Raw genomic sequence first — 14,256 nt, 5'->3', positions numbered from 1 at the left:
TTTATCTCCTGTCTTACGGATTCTTAATATCGCTGCCACTACGCAGATAAAACCACCAGTTCAAAATCAGGCACAGCGCGTAGAAAATCGCAAAGCCATACATCGCGTTTTCCGGCGTACCCGCTTTCACTTGCGCCCCAATCACCACAGGTGCAATGAACGAACCGTAAGCCGCTACTGCTGAAGTCCAACCCAATACAGGGCCTGCTTGCAAACGGTCAAAAATCACCCCAACCGTGCGGAAGGTCGAGCCATTGCCCAAACCGGTGGCAGCAAACAGCAACACGAATGTCCACAAGAACGGCTGGAAGTAAATTTCCGGGGTAGCCGATTGATAAGCCTGCATCATGATGTAACCGGCATACGCAGACGCGCCCACCATCACCACCGAAATCACTTGCGTAACGATAGAGCCGCCCACTTTGTCAGAAATCCAGCCGCCGACCGGACGAATCAACGCACCCACAAACGGGCCAATCCATGCGTAAGTAAACACCGAAATAGCGTTAGGGTTTTTGGCATGTACCCACGCTTGCGTGGCTGCATCAAACACATGGGTATTGCCGAAAATGACCTTGATCGCCAGTGGCAATGCCATTGAAAAACCGATGAAAGAGCCGAAGGTCAGTACATACAACACGGTCATTGACCAAGTATGCTTGTTGCTGAAAATCGCAAATTGCTTGTTGATACCCACCTTCATTTCACCAAAGGCAGTCACTTTCATAATCCCCAGCGTTGCCACAATAATCAGCGGCAGCGCCACCCACATATTCAGCAAACCCAAACCCGTGGGCGCAGGCAGGTACAAATACAAGCCAACTGCCGTGGTCAAAAACGCCAAGCCATACAGCCACAAAATTTTCACGAACGCCGCAAGCGTGCCGCCAATCGCCGGAGAAATCGGCAACAGGTTATTCATGCCAAAGAAGCCGAAGAACGCCAGCGGAATCAGGAATACCAGCCACACAAAGCCCGCGTTTTGCACCCACGTTTCTGTGCCTGCCAAAATTTTGCCAAGAATCCAGCCGGAATCTTTCATCAAGGGCATGGAATCGCCACCCAATGCGCCAAACACGCCCATCGTCATCACCAGCGGAATCAGGATTTGCATGGTGGTCACACCAAAGTTACCCAAACCCGCGTTCAAACCCAGTGCCGTACCTTGCAAACGCTTGGGGAAAAACGTGCTGATATTCGACATGGAACACGCAAAGTTACCGCCACCAATCCCGGACAAAAATGCCAGAATCTGGAAAGTCAGCAGCGGGGTTTCCTTGTTTTGCAGCGCAAACCCCGTGCCGATAGCCGGAATCATCAGCAGCGCGGTGGTCAGGAAAATGGTATTGCGCCCACCCGCCAAGCGGATAAAGAAAGAAGCCGGAATCCGCAGGGTCGCGCCTGCCAAACCGGCAATTGCCGTCAAGGTAAACAACTCTTCGTCTTTAAATGGAAAGCCCAGATTGGACATCTGTACGGTGATAATTCCCCACATCAGCCAGATAGCGAAACCCATCAGCAGGCTGGGGATCGAAATCCACAAATTACGGTTGGCAATCTTCTTGCCGGTGCTTTCCCAGAACGTGGTGTCTTCCACGTCCCAATTTTTAATATCAGTCATCAGGTATTCCTCGCATTAAACAGTTGTGGTGAGGGACTTTGCGTGTAAATCGGCATGAACCGGGCGCACTTCGGTGAAATACATCCACATCAGCGACACCCACACCACCCCGAACATCAGCATGAAGGCGGAAGAACGAATGCCAGTGAGATCCACCAATGCGCCAAACATAATCGGCATCAGGAAACCACCCAAACCGCCCGCCAAGCCCACCACACCGGATACCACGCCAATGTTGTCGGGGTAATCGTCCGAAATGTACTTGAAAACCGAGGCTTTACCGACAGCGAAGACTACGCCGAGGGTAAACAGGATGATGGTGAAGACGGTCGGGGTCAGCCCGAAGTGAAAGGTTTTTGCGCCATTCAAGGTTTGAATCGTAATGTCACTTTGCGGGTAAGACAGGAAGAACAAGCACACCAGTGAAACCCACAATACCCACCAAGTCAGGGTGTGTGCGCCGAGTCTGTCGGAGAAGTAGCCACCAACTGCCCGCAACAAGCCGCCGGGAATACTGAACGCGGCGGCTAAAAACGCGGCGGTTTTCAGGTCGAAACCGTATTCGCTGACATAATATTTGGTCATCCACAACGCCAGTGCGACGTAGCCGCCGAACACGATGGAATAATATTGGCTGTAACGCCACACCTTGGGGTCTTTGAATACCGCAAGCTGTTCGCGCACAGTGACCGCTTTACCGACCTTGTGGCTCGGTTCGCTGAAGGTGAAAAACCAGAACACAATCGCAGTGACCAGCATCAACACGGCGTAGACTTTTGGCACCATCGTCCAGCCATAGCCGACCACGATAATGGGCGCGAGCAACTTGGTGACTGCCGCGCCAGTATTGCCTGCGCCGAAAATCCCCATCGCCAAACCTTGACGTTCCTTCGGGAACCAGCGGGCGCAATAAGCAATACCAACGGTGAATGAACCACCCGCTACGCCGACAAACAAGCCGGTTACGAGGAAATGCCAGAATTGGGTTGCCTGCGAAATCATCCAAATCGGCAATACGGTGGATAACATCAGGATGGTGAACACGATGCGCCCACCGAATTTATCCGTCCACATCCCTAGCGGTACGCGGATCAATGAGCCGGTCAGTACCGGTGTTGCGATCAAAATCCCGAACTGGGTTTCGTTCAAACCCAAGGTTGCTTTGATAGGAATCCCGATGACGGCAAACATCATCCAGATCATGAAGCACACCGTGAAGGCCAGCGTACTCATGATGACGACCGACCATGCCTTGTATTGCTGCGTTGCCATAATTCACCTCGTAACAAAACCGTAAGTGGTTTCAAGGTGATTCTAGGCCGATGAATTCCTGATTCTAGTGGGGGTAATGGCGGGTAAAGGATGGTAAATACCACTTTAGTGGTACATGAGAAATTACCTAAGCAACTGTTTTAATTTGAATTTTTATTAAGGCATTGATTGGATTTTGGTGATGGCAGCATAGAGGTGGTACACCCTTTAACCCACGGAACTGCCCCTTACGTTGATACTAGTGTGGTTACTTTACAGGACAATGCTTAACCCATGCGGCATGTAGATCAGCCCAACCTGTCGAATGCGCCCCTAATTTTGCTGCTTGCCGAGGATGAACAAGCGGAAGAAGTTGCAACTGTTTGCCAGCCACCGAAAAAGGATACAAACGACCATAGTGTTTTTCTGTGTTTCCATAAGCAGATAATTTAGACGCTGTTCCATAATGTTGCGTAAACCATTTTAACGGCTGATCTCCCAACGTGATAACAATGTCAGCATTGGAACGAATCAGCTCTTGCTCAATCTCCAATCGTCTGCCGCAACTAACCAACGTATCAGGCAAACGAGACCAAGTGTATTCAGGAAGCTTTAGCGAATCAATGAGGGGATCGTATTCCCGCTTTAAGGCGACCTCCTGATTTTCGTTCATGCAACTATACGGAATCAGATCACATAGCCACACATCATTCCGAGACATACCCAACGGTGCAATAAAACAATCATCAAGAGCTTTGCCAGATGGCCCATTCAAATGTTTGCTTGCAGGAAGCAAGCGTCCTGCACCCAGCGGAAGCTGAATAGTTGAAATAATCTCCTGCGCTGATGCCGTACTGCCTCTCCAAAATATTTCTGGCTCAGAAGCCACGGCTAATGCACCTATTTTCTGACGACCATCTTGCCCTATCCAACGAGCATGTACCGCACTTGCATATACACCTAAAATAAACACGCGCTTAGGTGTTTGATCTTTTTGTACCAATGAAAGAATTGGCTTTCCGAATGGGAACGTACCAACATTTAGCCCCATAAAATTACTCCCAACTTCAAATATCTTGTTGCTCGGCAATTGCCAGCAAACGCACCAAGCCGATAAACGTCTAAATCTCCTCAACTACCCCCAAAGTAGTACACCCTTTTTTCCACCCGACCCACCCCCAAATGTATTACCCTAGAATCAGTGCGCAGCATCCAATAACAACACTAGGAAACCACCGCGTGAACCGCCTACTGTGGAACAAACTCCAAAACTCCCTGCTGCTACGGCTAGGCGGCATGATCGCTGCCATCACCGTTCTCGCCGTCGTCGGCATGTCCACCTCGTGGATGGTCGCGGAAACCACCCAAGGCAACGGCGAAGCCATCAACGTCGCCGGAAGCTTGCGGATGCAAAGCTGGCGCATGGCATCACTCTACCAACGCATTTTGCAAGACTCCAACCCCACGCACCGCAGCGACTTGCAACAAGCCATCCAACGCTTTGAAACCGATTTAGCGGCGGATTCTATCCTCTCCGTATTGCCCTCCGACGAAACCACCCCGCTCAAGCAGGTATACCGACAAGTGGAAAATGGTTGGCAGCAACGCATCAAACCCGACCTGATTTCCTTGCTGACCACGAATACCACCACTGCTGCCGATGCAGCATTACTCGATGCTGTCCCGCAATTCGTTGCCCACATCAACGATCTGGTCAAGCAGATTGAAGAAGCCACCGAAGCCAAAATTTTTGTATTGCGGGTCATTTTGGGTGTCGCCGTGATTGGCACGATCCTCGCCGTCATCCTCTCCATTTACTTGGTCAATAACATTCTCGTCACCCCGCTCAAAGGGCTATTGGGGCTAACCGACCAGATTCGCCAAGGCAATCTCGCAGTGCGTACCGAACTCGGCGGCGAAGACGAAATCGGACAATTGGGACAAGCCTTCAACCTCATGGCAGAAGACTTGTCCAAGCTCTACCAAGACCTCGAAGCACGGGTCGAACAGAAAACCGCCGAACTCACCCGCAGCAACCGCTCGCTGGATTTGTTGTACCGCTCCATCACCCGCTTGCACGGCATTGCCCCCGACCGCGCCGTCTTCCATAACGTGTTGAAAGATGCCGAAGCCGTGCTGGGCTTGGGCAATGGTACGATTTGCCTCAAAGAAGACAATGACCAACAAGGCGATGTCGTCGCCACCACGTCTAGCGATGGCAAAAGCCCCATGTGCCAACGCGCCAACAGTTGCGCCGAATGCCACGACCCGCACGCCGCCCGCATGGATACCCTCCCCGACGGTCGCCAAATCTTGCGGATGCCGCTCACCGATGCCGAAAAACGCTACGGCATGTTAGCCGTCGATGTCCCCGCCAACACCACCGCCGAACGCTGGCAAGTGCAATTGCTGGAAGCCTTATCGCGTCACATCGGTGTCACCATCGCCTCAGAACAACGCAGCGAACAGCACCGCCGCGTCTCCCTGTTGGAAGAACGCGCCGTCATCGCCCGCGAACTACACGATTCCTTGGCACAATCGCTGGCGTACATGAAAATTCAAGTCAGTCGCTTACGTGCCGCCGTAAAAAATCCGGCAGATGCCACCGAAGTCACCGCCGCCTTGGAAGAATTGCGCGAGGGTCTTAACAGCTCTTACCAACAATTGCGCGAACTGCTCTCCACCTTCCGCTTGCGTATGGAAGACGACGATTTAGGCATGGCACTGGCGCAAACCACCACCGAATTTGCCGAGCGCGGCAACTTGCCGATTGCGCTGGATGTCAGTCTAGGCAACCTCAACCTGACCCCCAACGAAGAAATTCACTTGCTGCAAATCGTGCGCGAAGCCTTATCCAATACCCTCAAACACGCGCACGCCAGCCAAGCGTGGGTGTCGTTGCAACGTCAAGAAGGCAATAACAGCCTGCAATTGCGCATCGAAGATGACGGCGCAGGTATCCAAAAAACCGCCAACCTGCACCATTACGGCATGGCGATTATGGACGAACGCGCCCGCGCCCTGCATGGCATACTGCAATACTTGCCGCGCACGGGTGGTGGCACTTGCGTACAGCTCGATTTCACCCCCAAAACAAGGATTGCTCATGCCGCTTGAAACCCCGCAAAGCCTGCTGATCGTGGACGATCACCCCCTGTTTCGCAAAGGCGTGCGCTATCTGGTCAATATGGTGCCTGATTTCATCATTGTCGGCGAAGCCTCCTGCGGGCAGGAAGGCATCGACATGGCGTTAGAACTTGCCCCCGATATGATCCTGCTCGACCTGAACATGAAAGACATGAGCGGCATTGAGGTATTAAAAGTCATCAAAGCCTCTGGCAGCGATGCACGGGTGGTGATGCTGACCGTTTCTGATCAGGCGAGTGATTTGGTGGCAGCGTTACGCGCAGGTGCAGACGGCTATTTGCTCAAGGAAATGGAACCTGAGGATTTGGTAGAAAAGCTGGCGGAAGCAGCGGCGGGACGCATTACCCTCACCGAACGCCTGATCAACTTGCTGGCACACGCCATGCGCCACGATGCGATTCACCCCAAAACCAGCTCCGAAGCGGGTTTGACCGAGCAAGAACAGCGCATTCTGGAACGAGTCGCGGCGGGCAAAAGCAATAAGCTGGTAGCGCGTGAACTGGGTATCACCGAAGGCACGGTCAAAGTTCACGTCAAACATTTACTACGCAAACTCAACCTGCGGTCGCGGGTGGAAGCGGCGGTGTGGTTTGTGGATCAGCAGAAGTGAAGCGCAATAAACCTGCCAAATAAAACAAGCGATCCCGCGTGATACCCCCCAACTTATCACGCAACCGATCCAATACTTTGGCAGCATAACGGTACGAAATGCCCGTGTGATCCTGAATATTTTTGAATGACTTGCCAGAAGCCGCATAACGCAAAATCGTGATTTCAGTGTCATTCAATCTCGGTAAAAACGGCGAGGTAAACTGCGCACAGGTTTGGGGATCAGACAACACCACGCTGTGGAACAATTGCGTTAGGTGCAACAGCATCTCGGCACGTTCTCGCATCAAATGCCTGAAAATATAATCGTGTTCACAACTGATAATATTAAAACTAGAAATACCCGTCGCGCCCAATGACGGCAAACACAACGCATTTACACAACCATACTCATGCGTTGCCAGCTTATCAAAGTAGCGTTCGTCAGAAGTAAAACCAATCGTGTCGGCATACTCACGGTAATTCGTCATGGAAAAGTCATTGTTTCTGATTTTTTTCAGGCTAATGTCATAACGATCTAAATCTTCTATGACGTAATGTTGCAAAAAATCAACGGGATAGTTGCTAGTGTGGGTAAGTTCCACGTTCGCTGGGAACAGCTTACCTTCCATGCGTAACAAAGGCAGGAAGGAATACACCACACGTCCCTCAAAACCGAGCGTCTCAATGAAACTGACATACAGCTTGAAACGCTCAGGGAATGCTGGCGTGTTAAACAGCGCGTTGACAAAATCTCCCAATAAATGTGGATTAACACTCATACAGTCACACTCAACAAGTCTCCGCTTAATCGACGAGGACGCGCCACAGCTCCATGCCTATCACAATCACCCATAACAAAATGGAGATACCCACCGCCGCAGCGGCAATATCCTTAATAACTTTAATCTTTTCATTGTGTTGATCCTCAACAAAGTCACACAATGCCTCGATGGCACTGTTGAATAATTCCGCCATAACCACCAATGTGGGGCTCTTTGGGAATTCCCGTGGAAGCCACAACATGTAGTATCATGAGGAAAACCGAGCACCCCTAGCGAGGATCCCCCATGAACAGTAGCCTGCAAATCCCGCTTGATCTCCCCAACGTCCGTTTACAGTCGAGTTCCCATGACGCACAGGGCAATTTCATTCTGGAAGTGGAAAGTAGCCTTTCATTCACGAAGTGTCGTTGCTGTGGGCACAAGATTACCGAATTCCATGGCTACGACCGACCGATCCGTTTGCGCCATTTGCCGATTCTGGGGCGTGATGTCTGGATTGAAATCCGCCCCAAACGTTACCGCTGCCGCCATTGCGAAGGTGACCCGACCACTACCCAGACGCTGGAATGGTATGACCCACGCAGCCCGCATACCCGTGCTTTTGAGGACTGGCTGTTGAAGATGTTGGGCAATTCCACCGTCATGGATGTCAGCCGCCGCTGTGGTGTCAGCTATGGTGAGGTGGAAGGGGTGCTGAAACGTCGTGTCAGCACCCAAGTGGATTGGTCTGGTTTTAAGCAATTACGCACCTTGGGCATTGATGAAATCGCCCTGAAAAAAGGCCATAAGCACTATGCCGCGATTATCAGCTCACTGGATGATCATGACCGTCCGCAGGTGTTGGCTGTGTTGCCTGACCGTCTCAAAGAAACGGTAGCTGCCTTCCTGCGCAGCATTCCTGAACACCTGCAAACCACCGTGTGCGGGGCATGTTGTGACATGAACGAGGGTTTTGCCAATGCCGTCCGGGAAACCTTGCCCAAGGTCGCTATCGTGGTAGACCGTTTCCATGTCGCACAATACTACAACCGGGAGGTGGACAATTTCCGTAAGCAGACCTTGCAGGAACTCAAACAAACACTTTCGGCAGATACCTACGCTACCTGTAAGGGGACACTCTGGCTGTTCCGTCACCACTACTGGTCATTGACCGCAGAACAGCGTGGGCAACTGGAAGAATTTCTGCTACTCGCCCCTGAGTTGAAAGATGCTTGGCTACTGCGTCATGAACTGAACCTGCTATTTGAACAGGAACAAACCAAGGCACAAGCCCAACAACAACTACAAGACTGGAAGGCCAAGGTTAAAGCATCAGGGCTGGCCTGTTTTGACAAATTCCTCAACTTGCTGGAAACATGGCAGGATGGCATCACCAACTACTTTGAAGATCGCAACACCTCCGGTTTTGTCGAAGGCATGAACAACAAGCTGAAAGTCATCAAGCGCCGCTGCTATGGGTTGTTGGATGTGAAGCGTTTCTTCCAACACATTCAGGTGGATCTGGCATTTTCAAGGAAGCAACCAGCATGAGGCTAACACTACATCTGGTGGCTTCCACGGGAATTCCCAAAGAGCCCAATGTGGTTGATACCAACACCATCAAAAAATCGACCCAGCCTCTGAAGGCAAACGCAATGATTAATACAATTATAGACAACACCAGTTTATAGGTGACACTAAAATCATATTTCACGGCATACTTTAAACCGGATAATACGGTTTGGAATTTACGCAAGGGGTGATACCCCTCCTCTCCCGTGCCTAAAAATTTATTTCTCATCCATGACTCTTCATTAACATTATCATTAACCGAATATTCCTATTCGCCAAACTATATTTGATGCCGCTTGGTCTTGCGCGTCGCCACCGCCTGTAACGGATCATCCGGCCACGGATGTTTGGGGTAACGCCCTTTCATGTCCTTTTTCACGTCGTGGTAAGACGTGCGCCAAAACCCTGCCAAATCTTGCGTAATCTGCAACGGCCTACCCGCCGGAGAGAGCAAATGCACCAGCAGCGCCACCCTGCCATTCGCAATCGTCGGCGTTTGTTCACAGCCAAACATTTCCTGCAATTTCACTGCCAATACGGGCGGCGACTGACGGTAGTCGATAGCAATGGCATGTTCCGACGGCACATCCAACTGTTGCGGGGCAAGCGCGTCCAAACGCTGTTGCAACATCCACGGCAATAGTGTGCTGAGAATCGCGCTTAAATCCAGCTTTTTGAAATCACTCAACAGATTGACCGCATCCAAATACGGCGCAAGCCAAATCTCCAACGTTGCCAGCAAGTGTTCTCGACTCACATCCGGCCACGGCTGTTCCGGCTCAACACGGCGTAGCAGATTCACGCGGGCGCACCATTGCGCGTGTTCCGCTTGCCACGGCAACAAATCCAAGCCCTGTTTGCGGATGAAACCGATCAGGGCAGCACTTTTGGCTTCTGGCGGCACATTCTGCAAGGTGGTGCGTTGCAAGACTAATGCACCAATTTTGTGCTGCGTCTCAGCAAGGAAGCGCTCACTTTTTTTATCCCACTCCAGCACGGTGTGTACACGCACCTGCTCTGCGAGTGCGCTAGCAAACAGCTTGTCATCCAGCACGGTAGCAGCACGGATCGTGTCGCTTTTGCCGCCGATCATACTGCTGACTTCGGCAATCACCAGCCACGGCTGGTTGCCGATGGCGTGTTTGTCGGGCAATTCAGCGCTACGCCCATTGGCTAACTGATAACCGCCGGAATGACGGCGACGCGCCATCCGATCAGGGTAAGCACACGCCAGTAAATAGCCGTTGAGCTGTGACGCGGGCAATAGAAAACTGACCGTGCTTTCCGGCAAGGCTTGGCTGCGGACTTGCGCCACAAACTGGTTGGCAAGCTGGCGCGTGCGCGTTAACCAGCCTTGTTGCGGGGGCGGACAGTTGGCTTTACCCGCCAGCATGTCCAGCGGCAAACTAATATCGGGATTATCTTGGCTGAACGGATTGCGCTCGGACAATAGGCTGGCAAGATAGGCGGCGGTTTGCAAATGCCCAACCTGTGCGCCACACAGCAGCAAATGCGCCAAACGCGGATGCACGGGCAAATCCACCATCACTTGCCCGTGCGCGGTCAACACATGACTGTCGTCCTTGCGTGCAATCGCCCCCAAGGTTGCCAGCAAGTCTAACGCTTGTTGCCATAAGCCGGACGGTGGCACATCCAACCAACGCAATTCCGCCGGATCGTTTACGCCCCATTGCAGCAATTGCAACGCCAGCGGGGCGAGATCGGCACGCAACATTTCCGGCGTATTGTGCGCGGCGAGTTGCTCTTGCTGGCTTTCCGTCCACAAGCGGTAGCACACACCGGGGGCAAGCCGCCCTGCCCGTCCGGCACGTTGTGTGCTGGATGCGCGGGAAATGCGCGTGGTGTGCAAGCCCGTCATGCCCGTGCCGGGGTCGAAACGGGCTTCACGCACCAACCCAGCATCCACCACCACATCCACGCCTTCGATAGTCAGGCTGGTTTCGGCGATATTGGTGGCAAGCACGACTTTGCGTTCGCCCTCACTTGCGCCCGTGAGCGGGGCAATCGCTTGCTGCTGTTCTTCCAGCGTGAGGTTGCCGTACATGGGGCGCAAATGCACGCCACGCAGCTTGCGCTCCACCAGCCATTCACTCAGCGCTGCCGTGGTGCGGTGGATTTCGCTTTGACCGGGCAGAAAGGCGAGAATGCTGCTGTCGGGATTGTCGCTCAGGGCTTGGCGCAGCGTGGCAACCATGCGCTCGACAATGCGTTCGCCGGGTTTGGCAGCTTGCCCGTAGCGAATCGTGACGGGATAGGTTCTGCCTTCGCTGCGTACCAGCGGCGCATCGTCCAGCAAATTGGCAATCGCAGCGCTATCCAACGTCGCGGACATGACCAAAATCTTCAGTGGATTGCTGTCATCACGGAAGAGTTCGCGTCCTTTCAAACACAGGCTGAGGGCGAGGTCAGCATCCAAACTGCGTTCGTGGAATTCATCGAAAATGACCAAGCCGACGCTTTCCAGCGACGGGTCTTGCTGCAATAGACGGGTGAGGATGCCTTCGGTAATAACTTCGATCCGCGTGGCGCGGCTGGTTTTATTGTCGAGGCGCATCCGGTAGCCCACCGTTTGCCCAACACTTTCGTTCAATAGGCTAGCCATGCGGTGGGCAGCATTTTTGGCAGCAATGCGGCGCGGTTCGAGCATGAGGATTTTTTTGCCCGCAAGCCACGGCGCATCCAGCAACGCCAGCGGCACACGCGTGGTTTTACCTGCACCGGGGGGCGCTTCCAACACGGCTTCATGACGCTGACGCAGCGCTTGCTTGAGGTCGTCGAGTACCGCATCGACGGGCAATGTCTGTTCAGTGAGGGGCATTTTCATGCGACGCATCATAATTGGTACAAATGTTGCTGTACAATAGTCCCCTACACAAACCTCGGCAGACGGATGAATCCATGAGCATCATTGACGAAAAATCCATTTTCACCGCCATGAAGCAAGACGGCCTGTTTGCCGTGCGCGACCAGATTGCCTTTGACCATCTGTTTTCGCAGCAAAATCGGCAATGTGCCAAAGCGCTGCTGCACGATAGGCAAAAAGCGACCAAATACCGTGCGGTGCGTGACCAGTTATTCGACCTGTTGGAGATTGAATCTTTCGACGAAATTCCCGCGCTTATCAACGACGCGGCATTGCGTGAACAACGCAGCCAACGCGCCTATCAATTGCTCGGCAACCTGTTTGGCTTAAGCGGTGGGCTACCGGAAATTCAAACGCGCATTCATGAATACATGAACACCGCCGATGCGGTAATCGGGCAATTACGCAGCAAGGTTCTCGCCCCCTACACCTCTCACATCGAAATCAGCAACGAGATTGAAACCTCCAAAAATCCGGTTGATCTACTACTGATCGTATTCGATGACCGTTACCACAAAAAAATCCGCTTCGAGGCAAAACGCAAACTGGTACTGATGGGGTTGGCAGGTTCAATTGATCAGCGTGAACGCGAAACCGACATCGAAAACAAGTTTTCCGCATTCCTGAACTTCCTCAACCAATACGTGTGGAGTCCGCAACTCAAGATTGGCGAACTGGACATTGCCTACCTCGCCAGCCACCATGACGGAGTAGATTTCAGTTGCACCCACGTCGAAGTGCTGGATGCTGAAACGGTCAAACACCTGCCCCCTGTGGGCGAAAATGAGAAACTGACCTTGGTAAAACGCCGCCTGTTTCACGTCAATGGGCAAGAAATTCCGGTGTATGTCACCGTGCGTAAAAAGGATTCTGCCGCCAAAGTGCTGAAACTGTTACGCAAGAATGAAAAGAATCCTGCCGTTGCCGTCGATGATGAGCTGGGGCTAATGGCGGTGCTAGATAATGTCAGCCACGTTAAACGCTTTGTGCGCCACCTGACCCGCGCCGCCGTCAAAGCGGGTTCAATCATGATTCTGGAAGACATTTCCGATACGTTAGCAGGCAATCAATACACCGCTACCGCCGTCGGCAGCAGCAATCAGACGCAGATGCTGAAATTCTTTGCGCGGATGGGAGGCTTGCGGGTGGAATTCATCATCCATACCAATCCGTCTTATCTCAACTACCGTTACCAGCGCGGCACGTCACACGACGAATATGAAGTGCGCCGCTTGTTCGATTCAGGAGTGATGGACTTCCTGTTCCCTTACGACATTTACCATCTGGATATGCAGCAAGTACGCGAAAAACAAATCGTGCGCTTTAGGAAAGTGATTGAGCAGGGCTAAACCTACAAAATCGCCGTCGCTTTGATTTGCGCGAATACCTGCATCCCTTTTTCCAAGCCCAGTACACTGGCGGATTTGCGGGTGATGTGCGACAGCAGCGGCACGCCACCCATGTTCAGCCGCACCATAGTACGCCCGGCGGCATCATGTGCCATGCCAGTAATCGTAGCAGGTAGCACGTTGAGGATGCTGGTTTGTTCCGGTTGTTGGAGAGTAATGCTGACATCACGCGCATACACTCGCAGCCGCAAAGCCGTACCGACAGCCGCTGCCTGCTGGTAAGGCAAACTCAATACCCCGCCCGCAAATTGCACCTGACTGAGGTGGAATTCCGGCTCATGCCCGCAGACCGTCACTTGCAACACGGTGGCTGCCTGTTTGCCTTGCGCCAGCGGCGAATCCAATTGCGTCAGGGTTTCTTCCAGCGTGCCGGATGCCACCACCTTGCCCGCTTCTAGCACGACCAGATGATCGGCGAGTTGGGTGACTTCCTGTGGCGAATGCGTCACGTACAAAATCGGAATGTCGAGTTCGCCCTGCAAACGCGTGAGGAACGGCAGGATTTCCTGCTTGCGTTTGAGGTCGAGTGCGGCGAGCGGTTCGTCCATCAACAGCACCTGTGGGCTAACCGCTAAGGCGCGGGCAATCGCGACCCGCTGACGTTCACCACCAGACAATTTATCCGGCATCCTCTCCAGCAAATGGCTGATGCCCAGCAATTCCACCGCCTGCGCTAGCCCCGCTGGATTGCGCAGGAAAGACACTCGCTTGCGCCCAAATTCCAGATTTTTACGCACATTCAAATGTGGAAATAGGCTGGCTTCCTGAAACACATAACCCAATGGGCGCTGGTGGGTAGGCAGGAACACGTCCTGCTTACTGTCCTGCCACAGCTTGCCGTTGACACGCAGGAAGCCTTGCGGGGCGCATTCCAAGCCAGCGATGCAGCGCAATAACGTCGTCTTACCCGAACCGGAATGCCCAAACAACGCCGTCACGCCTTTAGCGGGCAATTGCAGGTCAACCTCCAGCGTGAAATCGGGAAATGGCAGGCGGAACTGCGCTTCGATATTTGCCACT

Annotated in this window: 11 protein-coding genes; 4 read left to right on the top strand and 7 right to left on the bottom strand. The window is 52.8% G+C overall.

Annotation, left to right across the window (positions count from 1 at the left end; all coding sequences use genetic code 11):
• Positions 1-13: 13 nt before the first annotated feature.
• From J1836_RS20640 to J1836_RS20630, 3 genes are all read right to left on the bottom strand, one after another.
• Complete coding sequence (locus tag J1836_RS20640) at positions 14-1,621, bottom strand: MFS transporter (RefSeq protein ID WP_207253014.1); 1,608 nt, start codon at positions 1,619-1,621, stop codon at positions 14-16.
• A 15-nt stretch (positions 1,622-1,636) separates the two neighbouring features.
• On the bottom strand, positions 1,637-2,893 hold the full coding sequence (locus tag J1836_RS20635) for an MFS transporter (RefSeq protein ID WP_207253013.1): 1,257 nt from the start codon (positions 2,891-2,893) through the stop codon (positions 1,637-1,639).
• A 247-nt stretch (positions 2,894-3,140) separates the two neighbouring features.
• Positions 3,141-3,923: a uracil-DNA glycosylase family protein gene (locus J1836_RS20630; RefSeq protein ID WP_207253012.1), complete on the bottom strand. Its 783-nt coding sequence runs from the start codon at positions 3,921-3,923 to the stop codon at positions 3,141-3,143.
• A gap of 188 nt (positions 3,924-4,111) precedes the next feature.
• On the opposite strand from J1836_RS20630, the gene J1836_RS20625 reads away from it, so the two are divergent.
• Both J1836_RS20625 and narL read left to right on the top strand, forming a co-directional pair.
• Positions 4,112-5,989, top strand: coding sequence for a histidine kinase (locus J1836_RS20625; RefSeq protein WP_242632942.1), 1,878 nt, complete (start codon positions 4,112-4,114; stop codon positions 5,987-5,989).
• The gene (gene narL, locus J1836_RS20620; protein ID WP_093069270.1) at positions 5,979-6,629 is read left to right on the top strand and encodes a two-component system response regulator NarL; all 651 of its coding nucleotides are present in this window, start codon (positions 5,979-5,981) and stop codon (positions 6,627-6,629) included. Before J1836_RS20625 ends, narL begins: the two co-directional genes overlap by 11 nt.
• Here the strand turns inward: narL and J1836_RS20615 are convergent.
• Together J1836_RS20615 and J1836_RS20610 are read right to left on the bottom strand one after the other, a co-directional pair.
• Positions 6,574-7,389, bottom strand: a complete 816-nt coding sequence (locus J1836_RS20615) for a helix-turn-helix transcriptional regulator (RefSeq protein WP_207253011.1) — start codon at positions 7,387-7,389, stop codon at positions 6,574-6,576. The genes narL and J1836_RS20615 overlap by 56 nt on opposite strands.
• A 25-nt stretch (positions 7,390-7,414) precedes the next feature.
• Positions 7,415-7,585 (bottom strand): diacylglycerol kinase, encoded by a 171-nt coding sequence (locus J1836_RS20610; RefSeq protein ID WP_207253010.1) that lies wholly within the window; start codon positions 7,583-7,585, stop codon positions 7,415-7,417.
• A 92-nt stretch (positions 7,586-7,677) separates the two neighbouring features.
• On the opposite strand from J1836_RS20610, the gene J1836_RS20605 reads away from it, so the two are divergent.
• Entirely contained in the window at positions 7,678-8,922 is a 1,245-nt protein-coding gene (locus tag J1836_RS20605; protein WP_207249679.1) for an ISL3 family transposase, read from the top strand.
• A gap of 301 nt (positions 8,923-9,223) precedes the next feature.
• Here the strand turns inward: J1836_RS20605 and hrpB are convergent, their stop codons facing one another.
• Positions 9,224-11,788, bottom strand: coding sequence for an ATP-dependent helicase HrpB (gene hrpB, locus J1836_RS20600; protein ID WP_242632941.1), 2,565 nt, complete (start codon positions 11,786-11,788; stop codon positions 9,224-9,226).
• Positions 11,789-11,862: 74 nt separating this feature from the next.
• Here hrpB and J1836_RS20595 point away from each other — a divergent pair, with 74 nt between their 5' ends.
• Positions 11,863-13,176 carry a hypothetical protein gene (locus tag J1836_RS20595; protein ID WP_207253009.1) on the top strand — a complete coding sequence of 438 codons (1,314 nt, stop codon included), beginning with the start codon at positions 11,863-11,865 and terminating at the stop codon, positions 13,174-13,176.
• A gap of 2 nt (positions 13,177-13,178) precedes the next feature.
• Here J1836_RS20595 and modC read toward each other — a convergent pair whose 3' ends face one another.
• Positions 13,179-14,255: a molybdenum ABC transporter ATP-binding protein gene (modC, locus tag J1836_RS20590; RefSeq protein WP_242632940.1), complete on the bottom strand. Its 1,077-nt coding sequence runs from the start codon at positions 14,253-14,255 to the stop codon at positions 13,179-13,181.
• Position 14,256: the final 1 nt, after the last annotated feature.

The sequence above is a fragment of the Thiothrix fructosivorans genome (assembly GCF_017349355.1).
Taxonomy (GTDB): Bacteria; Pseudomonadota; Gammaproteobacteria; order Thiotrichales; family Thiotrichaceae; genus Thiothrix; species Thiothrix fructosivorans.
The sequence above is the reverse complement of the archived record's forward strand: the minus strand, read 5'-3'. Positions and strand labels throughout refer to the sequence as shown.